A 15,363-nucleotide genomic window follows, 5' to 3' on the forward strand; every position below is an offset into this window, starting at 1 on the left:
CCCTCTGCTCAAGCGAAGCCGAGCGCTTGGGGAATCCTCGGTGGGCCCGGTTCCGCGGCGGCGCACTGCCGTCTGTGACCGGGATGTCGACCATCGTGGGGGCGCACGCCATATCCGTACGTCTCAAGTTGAGACAGCCTTCCGGACACGGGTATGGCCACCACAGGACAGCCGGTCGTAACGTGCGGAAGCACCGGAACCCGCAGCGTGACCGCACGGCAGAAGGCGCACAGACTGATGGAACCTGTGGACCCCATGGAAGAGACGGCACCGACGAAGCCGTCGCACACCGTCTCGGCGCTCGGCCGGGACCGACCCGTTCCGCACCTCAACCCGGCCCGCGCGCGCACGATGTTCCTGGAGGGCGAGAGCGTCCCGTCCGCCGAGGTACGGCCGCCCATCCTCGACTCTTGGCAGCGCTCACGCTTCTGGGGCGTGGACACCGATCGCATCGAGGCGCCCTACAACGCTGACTTCGACCCGCACTCGCGGCTCGCCACCGCCGCCCGCCCGGTCCTCGACCGGCTCTCCGAAGCCCTCCATGGCACCCCGATGTGCCTGATTCTGACCGACTCCAAGGGGCGGGTGCGCGAGCGCAGGACCGGCGACCGGGCCCTGCACCACCACCTCGACGACATCTGCCTCGCGCCCGGGTTCAGTTACGCGGAGGAGTACGTCGGCACGAACGGCATCGGAACGGCTGCCGAGGACGGCCGTACCGCACACGTGTTCGGCTCGGAACACTTCTCCGAGCGGCTCCAGCGGGTGTCGTGCGCTGCCGCTCCGATCCGCAATCCGGCCAGCGGGCGGGTGCTCGGTCTGATTGACCTGACCTCGTGGCAGCACAGCGCCTCACCGCTGATGCTGGCGCTGGTCCGGGAGGCCGCCGCCGACATCGAGGAGCGCCTCCTCGACATCGGTTCGGAGCGCGAACGCGCCGCACTGCGCGCCTTCTTGACGTCCCGTCCCAGTTCACAGCGGGCGCTGGTCACGCTCACCGACGGTCTGCTGCTCGCCGACGCCGCCGCGACGGAGATGCTCAGCCCGGCCGACCACCGCAGGCTCAGGGAGCTCGCCGGCAGCCTCTCCGAACGGCACGAGCAGCGGCTGCTCCTCAATGACGGGCGGACGGCGCAGGTGCGCGGACGGCAGGTGGACGGCGAGGCGCCCGACAAGGGCCCGGTCGCCTATCTCATCGAGCTTCGCCTCGTCGCCGACCGGGAGCAGTCCGCCCCGCGCGGCACGGGCCAGGTGCCCCGCCTGCCCGGAGTCGCCGGTTCCAGCCCCGTGTTCCGCGGTGTCGTCGCCCAGTTGATCCGCCACTGCGAACAAGGGCGCTGGACGCTCGTGGACGGGGAGGCGGGCACCGGGAAACTCGAACTGGTCCGGGCCGTGCACCGGCACGTGTCCCCCACGACCCCGTTCGGCGTGCACGACGCGGCGAACGCGAGGGACGGCTCGGCCCGCTGGCTGCAAGCCGTCTTCCGGGATCTCTCCGAGGACCGGGGCACCGTCGTACTGCGCCATCTCGACCTGCTGCCCGCGCCCGACCTCGGCCGGCTCGACGGCGTGCTGCGGGCCACGGCCGGACGCTCCGGCTGGGTGGCGGCGCTGCTCACCCGGGACCGGACCGCCGGCGCCACCTCCCCGCAGTGGGGCGAGGGACGGCCCCGCCCGGGCACCGGGACGGCGGCCGACAGGCGGCAGGGAGCGGAGACGGCCTCTGCCTTCACCACCCCGACGGGCAGACTCGGCGTCGAGGTCACGGTGCCGCCGCTGCGGCACCGCACCGCCGACATCCCGGCGCTCGTCTCCTGTCTGCTCACCCGCCACGGCCGGAACAAGGCCGACGGCCGATGCACCGACGGCGCTCTGCGGGCCCTGTGCCGGGCCTCGTGGCCCGGCAACGTCCATCAGCTCGAGGGGTCGCTCCGGTACGCCGACGCACACCGCTCGGGCCCGCTGATCGAGGAGACCGACCTACCGCCGTCCCTGCTCTCACAGGCCCAACGCCCTTTGTCGCCCTGGGAGTCCACGGAGCGCGACATGATCGTCCAGGCGCTTTTGGATCACGGGGGCGACAAGAGGAAGGCCGCGCGAGCCCTCGGCATCTCCCGCGCCACGATCTATCGGAAGATCACCGGTTACGGGATCAGGCTCGGGCCGGACAAGGGCTGACGGTCAGCGTCGTCCCCGCGAGCTGTCCCGCGACCCGGTGGCGTACGCGCTCCACAGCCACAGCCCGATCGCCTCCCAACAGCCGAGCACCGTCCCCACGAGGGCGAGGCCCGGGCCCGTCGTCACCCCCGACACCGTGGCGGCCACGCCGCACAGCGCGACCAGCGCCCCGAACCAGCACAACCCCACCAGTCGTTCCCGGTGTCCCCATGACTTCATCGGCATGCCCGTCCTCCCGCTCGTCCCTCGAAGAGTGCCGGATCGAGCAGGCACACTGCGTCTCACTGTGAGACGGGGGACGCGTGGCGGGCACGGCCGCATCGGTTCCTTCAGATCGTCCGGCGCTGACCGCTGTGCCGGGCCGGTCTGCCGCACGAGGTGGCCCGGGGCGTTGCGTTCCTCGCCCGGCACGACGCCGCTGGATCCGGCAGTACTCGCTGTGCGGGGACCCGACCGACCGCACCTCCTGGCGGATCGCGGTGCTCCGCGCCCCCGCCGGGCGCGGCGGCTCCACCCGGGTGCAACTCCGCCCGGGTGCACGACGCCCTCGCCGAGGGGGCGGCGGTGCGGGGGCGCGGGCCGCGCAACCACTTCGCGCTGCGCGCCGCCGCCCGCTATGTGTTCATCGCGGGCGGCATCGGCATCACCCCCCTCCTCCCCATGACGGCCGCCGCCGAGGCCGCGGGCGCCGGCTGGACGCTGCTGTACGGCGGGCGCGCCCGCGCCTCCATGGCCTTCGCGGACCACCTCACCGACCGCTACGGCGCGAGGGTGCGGCTGGTCCCACAGGACGAGCACGGGCTGCTCGACCTCGCCCCGTATCTCGGCTCCCCCGCCGCCGGCACCCTCGTCTATTGCTGCGGCCCCGAACCGCTGCTCCGGGCCGCCGAGGAGGCGTGCCGGACCTGGCCGGACGGCGCGCCGCGCACCGAGCGCTTCCAGCCCCGCGACGACCCAGGGCCCGAACCGGGCTCGGGGCTCCTGCGAGTTGGCGCTCAGCCGCTCCGGGCTCGCCTTCACCGTGGAGCCGGGGCGCAGTGTGCTGCGCACGGCTCTGGAAGCGGGCGTGCCGGTTCTGTACTCCTGCGAGGAGGGCACGTGCGGGACGTGCGAGACGGATGTCATCGAAGGGGAGGTGGACCACCGCGACTCCGTGCTCACCGATGAGGAGCGGGCGTCGGGCGAGACGATGATGATCTGCGTCTCACGCTGCCGCGGTTCCCGGCTGGTGCTGGACCTGTGAATCGGCCCTGAAAAGCCGCTGAAGCCTCTCGAGGACGGGGCCGGGATGACCCCGCCCACTGGACAACCAGGTTGGTTAGGCTAACCTAACTACGTCCTCGGGTCGCCGTCCCGTGGCCACCTCCCCGTATGCATCGAGAGAAGGCACACCTTTCATGCGCCACGCCAGAGCACTCCCCCTCTCCCGTCGCGGTCTGCTCGCCGCGGGCGGCGCCGCCGGTCTCGGAGCCCTCGTCACCGCCTGCGGCGGCAAGGGCAGTTCGGGCTCCGGCGGCGACGGCGACGGCGGCGGCTCCTGGTCGTTCACCGATGACCGCAAGCAGAAGATCACCCTCGACAGCCGGCCCCAGCACATCGTCGCCTACATCGGCTCGGCGGCCGCGCTCCACGACTTCGGCATCGACCAGCAGATCACCGGCGTCTTCGGCCCGACCACGCTGAAGAACGGCACGCCGGATGTGCAGGCCGGCGACCTCCCCGTCGACAAGGTGACGTCCCTCGGCCAAACCTGGGGGCAGTTCAACGTCGAGAAGTACGCCTCGCTCGGCCCCGATCTGCTGATCACCAACATGTACGACCCGGGCGCGCTCTTCTACCTCCCGGACGACAGCAAGAAGAAGATCCTCGCGCTGGCCAGGAGCGCCGCCATCACCACCGGCCGGGTCTCCATGCTGGAGCCCATCAAGCGCTACGCCGCGCTGGCCGAGTCGCTCGGCGCCGACCTCAAGGCCAAGAAGGTCACCGACGCCAAGGCGCGGTTCGAGAAGGCGTCCGAGACGCTGCGCAAATCCGTGACATCGCACCGGATCAAGGTCATGGCCTGCTCCGCGAGCGCCGATCTCTTCTATGTCTCCAACCCGAAGATCAACGCCGACCTGATCTACTTCAGCGAGCTCGGCGTCGACTTCGTCGTCCCCGAAAAGCCCGACAAGGGCGGCTACTTCGAGAGCCTGAGCTGGGAGAACGCCGACAAGTACGGCGCCGATGTGCTCTTCCTCGACAACCGCACCGCGACCCTCCAGCCGAAGGCCCTGACCGCCAAGCCGACCTGGGCGAAGCTCCCCGCCGTCAAGGCCGGCCAGATCGCCCCCTGGAGCAGCGAGCCGCGCTTCTCGTACGCCGGTGCCGCCCCGCTCGTCGAGTCCCTCACCAAGGCCATTCAGGACGCGAAGAAGGTCAGTTGACCGGCTGGCCCAGCCGCTTTACGGCAAGCGAAGGGAAGACCCCCTCCCCATGACCACCGCAGCCACCACCACCCCCACGGCCGTCCCGTTCCGCTTCTTCGACGCGCAGGTCGTACGGACCCGTTCGCTCGGGCCGTCCATGGCGCGGATCACCTTCGGCGGGGCGTGTCTCAAGGACTTCACGACCGGAGGCCGCGACCAGCGCTTCAAGCTGTTCCTGCCGCACCCCGGCCAGAGCGCCCCGGTCGTACCGGTGGAGGACGGCGAGGGCTGGTTCGCCACCTGGCGGGCCATGGACCCCGACGTCCGCGGCATCATGCGCTCCTACACGGTGCGCGAACAGCGCCGTGAACCCGCCGAGATCGACGTGGACTTCGCGCTCCACGCGGACGGCGGCCCGGCCGCCCGCTGGGCCGCCCGCGCCGAGAGCGGCGACCGCGTCACCCTCCTCGGCCCGGTCGTCGCCGACAACGGCGGGGTCGACTTCCGCCCGCCGCCCGGCACCGACTGGGTGCTGATCAGCGGCGACGAGACCGCGCTGCCCGCCGTCGCCGGCATCCTCCAATGGCTGCCCGCCGGCACCCGGGCGAAGGTGTGGATCGAGGTCCAGCACGCCGAGGACCTGCAGGACCTGCGCACCGAGGCGAACGCCGAGATCACCTGGCTGGTCCGGGACGGCGCCGCCCCCGGCGCCCCGCGCTCCGCCCTCGTCCTGGACGAGCTGCGCGCCGCCGAGCTGCCGCACGGCACTCCGTACGCCTGGATCGCGGGCGAGGCCGGGACGGTACGGGCGGTCCGCCGCCATCTGGTCCGCGAGCGCGGCTTCGACCGCAAGGCCGTGACGTTCACCGGCTACTGGCGCCTGGGCGCCTGCGAGGAGCAGCTCGTCGAGGAGGCCGTGTCGGGCACCGGCCCCGCGGCCGACGACTGAGCCACGGCACCCGACCACCCACCCCCTCACCCCCTCCTCATCACCCACACCTGAACGACGGGCGGCTGACCGCTCGGCGCGCCCCTTGGCGCGCCCGGCCGCCACGTCCAGCGCCCCCGCACGCCCGCACGCCCGCACGCCCGCACGCCCGCACGCCCGCAGGCCACCGGCCCGCAGACCCCGCACGCCCGCCCGCAGGCCACCGGCCCGCAGACCCCGCCGCCCGCATGCTCGTTTCCAGAAGGGACAGACCGTGAGTTTCCTCGCGCAGACCGCTGAGGACCCGTCGCCGGAGTCGATACCGGGGGCGGCGGAGGGCAGGGCCCACCTGTTCAACGGCCGTACGGCGGAGTGCTATCGGCGCACTGTGACCGACGGCGTCGGCCTGGTGGCCTCCACCGTCGCCCGCACCGTGCGCCCGTTCACCGGCGTCACCCCCGCCGAACTGGCCCCCGAGATCTCCGGAATCGACCTGGAACGGCCGCTGGGCGACCCGGGCGCCGCGCTCAAGGAGCTGGAGGGCATCTACCTCAAGGACGCCGTCTACTTCCACCACCCCCGCTACCTCGCCCATCTCAACTGCCCCGTGGTGATCCCGGCGCTGCTCGGCGAGGCGGTCCTGTCCGCCGTCAACTCCTCCCTGGACACCTGGGACCAGAGCGCGGGCGGCACCCTGATCGAGCGGCGGCTGATCGACTGGACGGCCGACCGCATCGGCCTCGGCGAGGCCGCCGACGGCATCTTCACCAGCGGCGGCACCCAGTCCAATCTGCACGCGATGCTGCTGGCCCGCGACGAGGCGTGCACGCTGGTGGAGAAGGAGACCGCCGCGGCCGGGGAGCCCGTCGCCACATCCGAGATCCTGCCGCGGCTGCGCATCCTCACCTCCCAGGCCGGCCACTTCTCCATCCAGAAGGCCGCCGCCGTTCTGGGGCTCGGTTACGAGGCCGTCATCCCCATCGCATGCGACCAGGACCGGCGGATGCGGACCGCCGCCCTCGCCCGCGAACTGGACCGCTGCCGCCGCGAGAACCTGGTGGTCATGGCCGTCGTCGCCACCGCCGGAACCACCGACTTCGGCTCCGTCGACCCGCTGCCCGAGATCGCCGAGCTGTGCGCCCGCTACCGCTCCTGGCTGCATGTCGACGCCGCGTACGGCTGCGGACTGCTGGTCTCCCCGACCCGCCGCCACCTCCTCGACGGCATCGAGCGCGCCGATTCGGTGACCGTGGACTACCACAAGTCCTTCTTCCAGCCGGTCAGCTCCAGCGCGGTGCTCGTCCGCGACCGCGCCACCCTCAGCCACGCGACCTACCACGCCGACTATCTCAACCCCGAGCGCAGCGCCAAGAAGCTCATCCCCAACCAGGTCGACAAGTCCCTCCAGACCACCCGCCGCTTCGACGCGCTCAAGCTGTGGCTGACGCTGCGCATCATGGGCGCGGACGCCGTCGGGGCGCTCTTCGACGAGGTGGTGGACCGGGCCGCCGGGGCATGGAGCCTGCTGGACACGGATCCGCGCTACGAGGTCGTCACCCAGCCGCAGCTGTCCACGCTGGTCTTCCGCTACGTACCGCCGTCCGGGGACGACGGTGACCCCGCCCTCGTCGACCGGGCCAATCTGCACGCCCGCGAGGCGCTCGCGGCCTCCGGCGAGGCGGTCGTGGCCGGGACGGTCGTCGACGGCCGCCACTACCTGAAGTTCACCCTGCTCAACCCGGAGACCTCGCTGAGCGACATCGGTTGCGTCCTCGACCTCCTCGCCGAGCACGCCGGTCAGTACCTGGCCCTTCACATCGAGCCCGCACTCAGCCACTTCCGCGCCGGCTGAGCCGCGCCCGCTGAGCCGCGCCCGCTGAGCCGCCTTCACCGCCTTCATCCCGCCGGAGACCCGGAGACCCACGTGTCCACCCCGCACCCGCACGACTTCATCGCGGTCGGCCTCGGCCCCTACAACCTGGGCCTCGCCTGCCTCACCGAGCCGATCGACGAACTCGACGGCCTGTTCCTGGAGAGCAAGCCGGACTTCGACTGGCACCCGGGCATGCTGCTGGACGGCGTCACCCTCCAGACCCCGTTCATGGCCGACCTCGTCACCCTCGCCGACCCCACCTCCCCGTACTCCTTCCTCAACTATCTGAAGGAATCCGGGCGGCTCTACTCCTTCTACATCCGCGAGATCTTCTCTCCGCTGCGCGCCGAGTACAACGACTACTGCCGCTGGGCCGCCGCCAAGCTCTCCAGCGTCCGCTTCGGCCACGAGGTGACCCGCGTCGAGTACGACGAGGCCGACGCCCTCTACACCGTGCACGCCCTGCGCCCCGCCACCGGCGAGACCACCGCGCACCGCGCCCGCCACCTGGTCCTGGGCACCGGCACCCCGCCGTACCTCCCCGAGACGTGCCAGGGCCTCGGCGGCGATCTGCTGCACAACGGGCGCTATATGGAGCACAAGGAGGCGCTCCAGGCCAAGGAGTCCATCACCCTCGTCGGCAGCGGCCAGAGCGCGGCCGAGATCTACCAGGATCTGCTGGCCGACATCGACACCCACGGCTACCGGCTCACCTGGGTGACCCGCTCCCCGCGCTTCTTCCCGCTGGAGTACACCAAGCTCACGCTGGAGATGACCTCGCCGGAGTACGTGGACTACTTCCACGCGCTGCCCGAGGACACCCGCTACCGGCTGGAGTCCGAGCAGAAGGGCCTGTTCAAGGGCATCGACGCCGACCTCGTCAACGCCATCTTCGATCTGCTCTACCAGAAGAGCGTGAGCGGCCCGGTGCCGACGCGGCTGCTGACCAACACGGCGCTCACCGACGCCTCCTACGACGCGTCCTCCGGCACGTACACCCTCGGGCTGCGCCACCAGGAGCAGGAGCGGGACTTCTCGCTCACCACCCAGGGACTCGTCCTCGCGACCGGCTACCGCTACCAGGTGCCCGCCTTCCTGGAGCCCGTGCACGACCGCATCCGCTGGGACGGCCGCGGCCGCTTCGACGTCGCCCGTAACTACAGCATCGACACCACCGGGCGCGGCATCTTCCTCCAGAACGGCGCCACCCACGCGCACAGCCTCACCTCACCCGACCTGGGCATGGGCCCGTACCGCAACGCGTGGATCATCCGGGAGCTGCTGGGGCGGGAGCACTATCCGGTGGAGAAGTCCATCGCCTTCCAGGAGTTCGGCGCGCCGGAAGGGGCTGCGTCATGACGGTCTTCCCCCTTTTCGCACGCACCGACGACCGGCTGGGCGCCTTCGCCCTGCGCGCCCTGGACCCCGCGGCCGACGCCGCGCTGCTGCACGGCTGGGTGACCCACCCCAAGGCGTCCTTCTGGATGATGCAGGAGGCGGACGAGGCGGAGGTCGCCACCGAGTACCGCAGGATCGCCGAGCATCCGCACCACGACGCCTTCATCGGCCTGCACGAGGGCCGCCCGGCCTTCCTCGCCGAAGGCTACGACCCTTCGGAGGTCGAGCTGGTGGGCCTGTACGAGCCCCGGCCGGGTGACGTCGGCATGCACTTCCTGTGCGCGCCGACCGACACCCCGGTGCACGGCTTCACCCTCGCCGTCATCACGACCGTCATGGAGTTCTGCTTCGCCGATCCGGCCGTGCGCCGCGTCGTGGTCGAACCCGACGTCCGTAATACGGCGGTGCACGCGCTCAACGCGGCCGTCGGCTTCGAGATCGTCGAGCGGATCGCCACACCGGAGAAGGACGCCTACCTCAGCATCTGCACCCGCGAGCGGTTCGAGGCCGCCTGTGCCGAAGGCGCCGTACGTGCCACCCCCGTACGTGCCACCCAAGGAGTGACCCGATGAGCCCCCGCGACGCCGTCGCCCACCTCACCCCCGACCTGTGGGAGCGGGCGGGCCGCCTCCTCATCCGTAAGGCACTCGCCGAGTTCGCGCATGAGCGCCTGCTCACACCCGAGCGCCAGAACGACGGCCGCTACGCCGTGACCAGCGACAACAGCGCCTCGACCTACCGCTTTGCCGCCCGCGTACTGTCACTGGACCACTGGCTGGTCGACGCGGACAGCATCACCCGCCACGGCCGCGACGGCGCCGAACTGCCACTGGACTCGCTCGACTTCTTCATCGAGCTGCGCTCCGCCCTCGGCCTCAGCGAGGACATCCTCCCCGTCTACCTGGAGGAGATCAGCTCCACCCTCTCAGGCACCGCCTACAAACTGGCCGCCGAGCCGGCCGTCGGCGCCGCCGAACTCGCCAAGTCCGGCTTCCAGGAAATCGAGACCGGGATGACCGAGGGCCATCCCTGCTTCGTCGCCAACAACGGCCGCCTCGGCTTCGGCATCCACGAATACCTCTCGTACGCCCCCGAGACCGCGAGCCACGTCCGGCTGATCTGGCTGGCCGCCCACCGCGACAGCGCCACGTTCACGTCCTGCGCCGACCTGGACTACGAGCAGCTGATCCACTCGGAGCTCAGCGAGCAGACCCGCGCCCGCTTCGCGGCCACCCTGACCGGCCTCGGCCTCGACCTCGCCGACTACCACCTGCTGCCCGTGCACCCCTGGCAGTGGTGGAACAAGCTGTCGGTCAGCTTCGCCGCCGAGGTCGCCCGGCAGCATCTGGTCTGCCTGGGCCCGGGCGACGACGAGTATCTGGCCCAGCAGTCGATCCGTACTTTCTTCAACACCACGGCCCCCTCCAAGCACTACGTAAAAACCGCCCTGTCGGTGCTCAATATGGGCTTCATGCGGGGCCTGTCAGCCGCCTATATGGAGGCCACCCCGGCCATCAACGACTGGCTGGCGGGGCTGATCTCCTCCGACGAGATCTTCCGTTCCGCCCGCTTCTCGATCATCCGCGAACGGGCCGCCATCGGCTACCACCACCGGCAGTACGAGGCCGCCACAAACCGGTACTCCCCGTACCGCAAGATGCTCGCCGCGCTGTGGCGCGAAAGCCCCGTCCCCTCCCTCGAACCCGGCCAGCGCCTCGCCACCATGGCGTCCCTGCTCCACACCGACAGCGACGGCGCGTCCTTCGTCAGCGCCCTCATCGAGGAATCCGGCCTCACCCCCGCCGCCTGGCTGCGCCGCTACCTCGACGCCTACCTCACCCCGGTGCTGCACAGCTTCTACGCCTATGACCTGGTCTTCATGCCGCACGGCGAGAACGTCATCCTGGTCATCGAGGACGGCGCGGTCCAGCGGGTGATCTTCAAGGACATCGCCGAGGAGATCGCGGTCATGGACCCGACCGCCGTCCTCCCCCCGGCCGTCGAACGCATCCGCGCGGACGTCCCCGAGGACAAGAAGCTGCTCTCCGTCTTCACCGACGTCTTCGACTGCTTCCTCCGCTTTCTCAACGGCATCCTCGTCAGCGACGGCCTGCTGGAGGAGGAGACCTTCTGGCGCACGGTCGCCGCCTGCGTGCTGGCCTACCAGGAGTCGGTACCGCACCTCTCGGACAAATTCACCCAGTACGACATGTTCGCCGACGACTTCGCCCTGTCCTGCCTCAACCGGCTCCAGCTCCGGAACAACCGCGAAATGGTCGACCTCCAGGACCCGTCCGGCGCCCTCCAGCTCATGGGCACCCTGCCGAACCCGATCGCGGGCTTCCGCCCGGGGGCCTGATGATCAAGCGGCCGGGGGCGCGGCGGAGGGGCGATCAGGCGGCCGATCCGGGGCCGCCCCGGGCCCCAGGGCCGGGCCATTGGCCTGGGGCGACATCCCCCCAGGCCATGGCCCCACCGACAAGATCCACAAGGGCGTGACCCAGAGCTCCCGGGGGACGCACCCGCCCCTTCCCCCGTCCGCTAGGCTGTCCCCGGTACCTCCCCCTGCCACCAGCAGGAGGACCGGGTACACGCCTCCGTAGCTCAGGGGATAGAGCACCGCTCTCCTAAAGCGGGTGTCGCAGGTTCGAATCCTGCCGGGGGCACACGACTAAGGGCCAGTTCAGGGGCATGATCCCCTCGAACTGGCCCTTTGCCGTGATCGCGGCCGTGCCACACGCGTGCCACAAGGTCCGCTAAGAGTCCACATCACCCCGCGTCTCGCGGATCATCGAGCCGAGCCGATCGGCGATCTCACGGTCACGGCCGTTGACCATGTGCTGATAGATCAGGGCGGCGCGGGGTGTGCTGTGGCCCATCCTGGTCATCAGTTCGCGGAGACTCGCGCCGGACGCGGCGAGCGTGTTGCCCGTGTGCCGAAGATCGTGGAAGTGCACGTCTCCGGTAATGCCCGCGCCCTTTTTGGCTTTGATCCAGTCATCCCGGAAGTTGCTGCGCCGAAGCCATCCGCCCTGGGGGCCGAGGAAGACGCGACCGTCACGACCGGATCCGGCGTAGGCGTCGAGGTGGCGCTTCACATCCGGCAGGAGTTCGGTCGGGAAGGCAACCGGCCGGACGCCGGCGTCGGACTTGGGGGCCTTGTCGAACAGGGCACCTGTCTGCATCTCGGCCTGTGAGCGCCGGACCATGAGCACCGCGTTATCCGTGTCGACGTCTCGCCGGCGGAGCGCTGCCAACTCACCGAAGCGCAGGCCGGTGAAGGCAGCGAGGACGACGAGCAGCCGGTAGCGCGGAGTGATCGCATCGGCTACGGCGAACACTTCAGCCACCGTGAGAACGGGCCGCTCTGGCACGTCGTACTGGTCAGCGCCCTTGATCCGGCACGGGTTGCGCCGGATCAGTTCGTCGTCAACGGCCGTGTTCAGGATGGCCCGGAGGATCTGGTACGTCTTGACCACGGTCGGCTCACCGGTCCTCTCCAAGCACGCCGTGCGCCAGGATCGAACCTGTGCCGTCGTGATCGAGGACAACGGTCGCTCACCGAAGGTGGGCACCAGGTGAAGCCGGATCACGGACTCGTGCCGCTCACGGGAACGGGCGGCAAGCTTGCGATCCTTAAGCCACGCAGTGGCGTACTCGCCGAACTGAATCTTGCCCGCGTCAGGGTTGGCCCACTGGCCACGGGTGATGTCTGCCTCGATATGAGTCAGCGCGACCTCAGCGTCGGTCTTGGTCGCGTACGTCTCCTCTGCGCCGCGGAGCTGTCCCGTGTTCGGATCGCGGTAACGAGCCTGCCAGCGGCCTGACGTGAGCTTCCGCACCGAGCCGAACCGGCGCCGCCTGCCCTGGTTGTTCGCCATCAGGCAGCCCTTCTCAGTGCGGCGCGCCGAACGGTCACCGGCTGAACGGTGCGCTCGGCGACGTAGGCGGACAGCGCACTCTCGGGGATGCGTACATGCCGACCGACTTTTACGAAGGTGATCCGACGCTCTTCGATCAGACGCCGTGGGAAGCGCACGCCGGTGCCGAGCAGTTCGGCGACCTGCTGAACGCTGAGAAGTCGATCCACGATCACCACTCCCTCTCTGTGTCGTGTGCTTCCAGGTCAGCCCGGACTTCACGGGCGGTTTCGCGGTTGTGCTGGATGTCGCGGCGGATATTGGCGGCGAGCCAGGATTCGCCGGGGGTGTGGCCGTGGCCGGCGTAGGTCCAGTGGGCGAGGGTGAGCGTGGTTGCTTCCTCGTCGTCGGGGTCGGGCAGGCCGAGTGCGTGGCGTTGCTGGGTGGCGCGGTAGTCGGCGCGGGTCTGCCGCAGTTCGCCGAGGGTGGTCGAGTAGCGGCGGGACTTGGTGGAGAAGTGGCCGCGGAAGCCGAGCATGTGGGCCCAGTCGCGGAGCTTGCGGTCCGGGTAGAGCGCGTGTAGGTCCAGGCACGCTTCGATGAGCCGGCGGGGGTGGTCGGCGACGCCGAGCAGGATCAGTGCTTCCTTGTTGCCGATCCGGCGGTCAACCGTGCCGGTGGTCTCAGCCGCCTTTGTGGCGTACTTCGCGACGTACGAGGCGACCGCCTGTTCGGTGATGTCCTCGCCCTCGCCGAAGGCCCGGATCGGCCGTACGTCGAGCTGCGTGCCCCACCGCAGGGTGCGGGCCGGCTGGTCCCCGGACGGGGGCACGTCGACTTCCACGCGGGCAGCGGCGGCATGGATGGCGTCGGTGAGCAGGTCGAGGGTGGCCCAGGCCGGCGGGGGATCGTCGGGCCCGTCGGGTCCGTCGAAGCGGATCACGGCATGGAAGTGCACGGCGCCGCGCTTTTGATACTCGGCGACCTTGCCGAAGGAGACCCGGGACTGTTCGCGGGCGTCCTTCTGCGTGAGCCCGGCCCGCTTGGCGATCTCCCGGCGCAGGTAGATCGTGAAGTAGCGCCACAGTTCGGAGGCGTGGTTGTTCCACAGCACCGCGCCCGCGTAGTCGTACGCGTCGGGGTCGAGCGGGGTGCCCAATTCCGGGGCATCCTCGCCGTGGCGGGTACCGCAGCGGCAGGGCCGGGTGCCGGTCCGGTTGTGGACCGGGCCGAACGACGGGGCGGTGAGGGTGGCGAACACCCGCGGGTGGTCCCGGATCGTGTGCGGGGTGCCCTTGTCCGGGTCACCGACGAGGCCCGCACGGATGAGGTGGTAGGTGTCGCCGGCGTAGGTCCAGGCGCAGGCGGGGCAGCGGGAGGCCCGCCGGTTGCCGCACGCGACGCGGAGCCGTCCGCCGGGTTCGGTGTCGGTCGAGTACGCGTGCAGCACCTGCCCCGTGGCAGCGTCGCGGGTGACGGTCGAGCCCATCAAATGGATGGGGTCGGAGCAGCCGCCCGTGCGGCGGATCTGGTCTTGGATACGGTCGAAGCCGGTGGACCCGGCCAGCCTCAGCACGTCGGCGAGGGTGGTCGGGTCCAGGCCCGCCATGGTGGCGGTGTCGGTCACGCGAAGACCTCCTGTCGGGCGGTCAGGTAGGCGTGGCCGATCCACTGCGTGTAGGCGGGCGGGATCGCCTCGGTCAGTTCCTCGCGGACGTCGGTCCAGGTGATGCCCATGGCGGTCTGCATCTCGGGCACGGTGGCCTTGCCGCCGCCGTTGCCGTACGCGGCGACATACGGGCCCTCACGCTTCACGCCGTGGCGGTGGCCGCGCACGTAGCCCCGGTGTCGGGGGTGAGCCGGCTGCGCGGTGGCCCAGCGGCCGAACTCGAACATCTCCCCGCACAAGGACAGGTCCTTGCGGATCTCCGCACGGCCGTTTGGCTGCTCCATCACGTACGGCAGGCCCGAGGCGTCGAGGAGGTCGCGGGTGGCGGCCACGAGGTCGACGTGGGCGCCGCCCCAGCCCTGGGAAGCGTTCGTGCCCACGGTCAGGGCGCAACCGGCCTGGCAGGGCGGGGAGGCGTGCGCCAGGGTGTACCGCTCGATGTCGCCCGTGGTGATCAGGTGGGCGAGGTATTCGAGGGCGTCACCGCGGTGGTAAGCGAAGGGGTATCGGGGGCGGTCGGCGATGTCGCAGCCGTCGACCGCGAAACCGGCGCGGTGATAGCCCATGGCGGCCCCGCCGGCGCAGGAGAACAGGTCCAGGGCCCGAGGCCCGGTGCTCACTTGCTGCCTCCCTTGGCGTGGGCGGAGCTGTGGTTGGCTTCCCAGCCCTGGACCAGGAGGCGGACCTGAGCGTCACCGCTCGCGGTGGCCGAGGCCCCGCAGTGGCACACGGCGGAGCCGGTGGCGGGGGCGTCCGGGGACGGCTTGCTCACGTGCAGGCCGGGGGTGGCCTGTGACGGGGTGAGATCGGCCATGTCGGTCACCGCCCGACGCGGAGCAGGGAGGCGGCAGGGGTGGTGTGGCCGGTGCCCTTGCAGGCCTGGCAAGTCACACGGACGGTGGCGCGGGAGCCGTCGCGGTGACGGGTGCCGGTGGTGATGGCGACCGTGGCGAAGCCGTCGCAGTCGCGGCAGACGCGCGTGTTCGAGGCGTGCTGAGGCATGATGAGGATTCCCTTTCGGGTCCGTTGGATCTGGAAGTGGTGGCCGT

Annotated in this window: 14 protein-coding genes, 1 tRNA gene and 1 pseudogene; 9 read left to right on the forward strand and 7 right to left on the reverse strand. The window is 70.6% G+C overall.

Annotated elements, in window-relative coordinates:
* Nucleotides 1-237: 237 nt before the first annotated feature.
* The gene (locus ABZS71_RS23820; RefSeq protein ID WP_356213308.1) at nucleotides 238-2,178 is read left to right on the forward strand and encodes a GAF domain-containing protein; all 1,941 of its coding nucleotides are present in this window, start codon (nucleotides 238-240) and stop codon (nucleotides 2,176-2,178) included.
* A gap of 3 nt (nucleotides 2,179-2,181) precedes the next feature.
* Here ABZS71_RS23820 and ABZS71_RS23825 read toward each other — a convergent pair whose 3' ends face one another.
* Nucleotides 2,182-2,403, reverse strand: coding sequence for a hypothetical protein (locus tag ABZS71_RS23825; protein ID WP_356213311.1), 222 nt, complete (start codon nucleotides 2,401-2,403; stop codon nucleotides 2,182-2,184).
* A 200-nt stretch (nucleotides 2,404-2,603) separates the two neighbouring features.
* Between ABZS71_RS23825 and ABZS71_RS23830 the strand changes: the two are divergent.
* The 8 genes and pseudogenes from ABZS71_RS23830 to ABZS71_RS23865 form a co-directional block, all read left to right on the forward strand.
* A pseudogene (locus tag ABZS71_RS23830) lies at nucleotides 2,604-3,421 on the forward strand (PDR/VanB family oxidoreductase); the annotation flags it as partial.
* 154 nt (nucleotides 3,422-3,575) lie between these two features.
* Nucleotides 3,576-4,604, forward strand: a complete 1,029-nt coding sequence (locus ABZS71_RS23835) for an ABC transporter substrate-binding protein (protein WP_356213314.1) — start codon at nucleotides 3,576-3,578, stop codon at nucleotides 4,602-4,604.
* A gap of 49 nt (nucleotides 4,605-4,653) precedes the next feature.
* Nucleotides 4,654-5,535, forward strand: coding sequence for a siderophore-interacting protein (locus tag ABZS71_RS23840; protein ID WP_356213317.1), 882 nt, complete (start codon nucleotides 4,654-4,656; stop codon nucleotides 5,533-5,535).
* Nucleotides 5,536-5,788: 253 nt separating this feature from the next.
* Nucleotides 5,789-7,366, forward strand: coding sequence for an aspartate aminotransferase family protein (locus ABZS71_RS23845; protein ID WP_356213320.1), 1,578 nt, complete (start codon nucleotides 5,789-5,791; stop codon nucleotides 7,364-7,366).
* A 72-nt stretch (nucleotides 7,367-7,438) separates the two neighbouring features.
* On the forward strand, nucleotides 7,439-8,746 hold the full coding sequence (locus tag ABZS71_RS23850) for a lysine N(6)-hydroxylase/L-ornithine N(5)-oxygenase family protein (RefSeq protein ID WP_356213323.1): 1,308 nt from the start codon (nucleotides 7,439-7,441) through the stop codon (nucleotides 8,744-8,746).
* Complete coding sequence (locus ABZS71_RS23855) at nucleotides 8,743-9,357, forward strand: GNAT family N-acetyltransferase (protein WP_356213326.1); 615 nt, start codon at nucleotides 8,743-8,745, stop codon at nucleotides 9,355-9,357. The genes ABZS71_RS23850 and ABZS71_RS23855 overlap by 4 nt, the downstream gene beginning before the upstream one ends.
* Entirely contained in the window at nucleotides 9,354-11,144 is a 1,791-nt protein-coding gene (locus tag ABZS71_RS23860) for an IucA/IucC family siderophore biosynthesis protein (protein WP_356213329.1), read from the forward strand. The genes ABZS71_RS23855 and ABZS71_RS23860 overlap by 4 nt, the downstream gene beginning before the upstream one ends.
* A gap of 234 nt (nucleotides 11,145-11,378) precedes the next feature.
* A tRNA-Arg gene (locus ABZS71_RS23865) sits at nucleotides 11,379-11,451 on the forward strand.
* Between the two features lie 90 nt (nucleotides 11,452-11,541).
* On the opposite strand, the gene ABZS71_RS23870 is transcribed toward ABZS71_RS23865, so the two are convergent.
* Genes ABZS71_RS23870 through ABZS71_RS23895 form a run of 6 tightly spaced genes read right to left on the reverse strand, consistent with a single transcriptional unit; the run spans nucleotide 11,542 to nucleotide 15,316 of the window.
* Nucleotides 11,542-12,666 (reverse strand): tyrosine-type recombinase/integrase, encoded by a 1,125-nt coding sequence (locus ABZS71_RS23870; RefSeq protein WP_356213332.1) that lies wholly within the window; start codon nucleotides 12,664-12,666, stop codon nucleotides 11,542-11,544.
* On the reverse strand, nucleotides 12,666-12,884 hold the full coding sequence (locus ABZS71_RS23875; protein ID WP_356213335.1) for a helix-turn-helix domain-containing protein: 219 nt from the start codon (nucleotides 12,882-12,884) through the stop codon (nucleotides 12,666-12,668). Before ABZS71_RS23875 ends, ABZS71_RS23870 begins: the two co-directional genes overlap by 1 nt.
* A complete protein-coding gene (gene repSA / locus ABZS71_RS23880; protein WP_356213338.1) occupies nucleotides 12,878-14,272 on the reverse strand; it encodes a replication initiator protein RepSA in 1,395 nt (464 codons plus the stop codon). The genes ABZS71_RS23875 and repSA overlap by 7 nt, the downstream gene beginning before the upstream one ends.
* Complete coding sequence (locus ABZS71_RS23885) at nucleotides 14,269-14,880, reverse strand: DNA methylase (RefSeq protein ID WP_356213403.1); 612 nt, start codon at nucleotides 14,878-14,880, stop codon at nucleotides 14,269-14,271. Before ABZS71_RS23885 ends, repSA begins: the two co-directional genes overlap by 4 nt.
* A gap of 50 nt (nucleotides 14,881-14,930) precedes the next feature.
* Nucleotides 14,931-15,128: a hypothetical protein gene (locus tag ABZS71_RS23890; RefSeq protein ID WP_356213341.1), complete on the reverse strand. Its 198-nt coding sequence runs from the start codon at nucleotides 15,126-15,128 to the stop codon at nucleotides 14,931-14,933.
* 5 nt (nucleotides 15,129-15,133) lie between these two features.
* Nucleotides 15,134-15,316 (reverse strand): hypothetical protein, encoded by a 183-nt coding sequence (locus tag ABZS71_RS23895; RefSeq protein ID WP_356213344.1) that lies wholly within the window; start codon nucleotides 15,314-15,316, stop codon nucleotides 15,134-15,136.
* Nucleotides 15,317-15,363 lie beyond the last annotated feature (47 nt).

Source organism: Streptomyces sp. NPDC005393 (assembly GCF_040606675.1).
In the GTDB taxonomy this organism is placed as follows: Bacteria; Actinomycetota; Actinomycetes; order Streptomycetales; family Streptomycetaceae; genus Streptomyces.

Coding starts and splice junctions, on each gene's coding strand:
- ABZS71_RS23820 (WP_356213308.1), top strand. CDS start 238: ATGGAACCTGTGGACCCCATGGAAGAGACGGCACCGACGAAGCCGTCG.
- ABZS71_RS23825 (WP_356213311.1), bottom strand. CDS start 2,403: ATGCCGATGAAGTCATGGGGACACCGGGAACGACTGGTGGGGTTGTGC.
- ABZS71_RS23835 (WP_356213314.1), top strand. CDS start 3,576: ATGCGCCACGCCAGAGCACTCCCCCTCTCCCGTCGCGGTCTGCTCGCC.
- ABZS71_RS23840 (WP_356213317.1), top strand. CDS start 4,654: ATGACCACCGCAGCCACCACCACCCCCACGGCCGTCCCGTTCCGCTTC.
- ABZS71_RS23855 (WP_356213326.1), top strand. CDS start 8,743: ATGACGGTCTTCCCCCTTTTCGCACGCACCGACGACCGGCTGGGCGCC.
- ABZS71_RS23860 (WP_356213329.1), top strand. CDS start 9,354: ATGAGCCCCCGCGACGCCGTCGCCCACCTCACCCCCGACCTGTGGGAG.
- ABZS71_RS23870 (WP_356213332.1), bottom strand. CDS start 12,666: ATGGCGAACAACCAGGGCAGGCGGCGCCGGTTCGGCTCGGTGCGGAAG.
- ABZS71_RS23885 (WP_356213403.1), bottom strand. CDS start 14,880: ATGGGCTATCACCGCGCCGGTTTCGCGGTCGACGGCTGCGACATCGCC.
- ABZS71_RS23890 (WP_356213341.1), bottom strand. CDS start 15,128: ATGGCCGATCTCACCCCGTCACAGGCCACCCCCGGCCTGCACGTGAGC.
- ABZS71_RS23895 (WP_356213344.1), bottom strand. CDS start 15,316: ATGCCTCAGCACGCCTCGAACACGCGCGTCTGCCGCGACTGCGACGGC.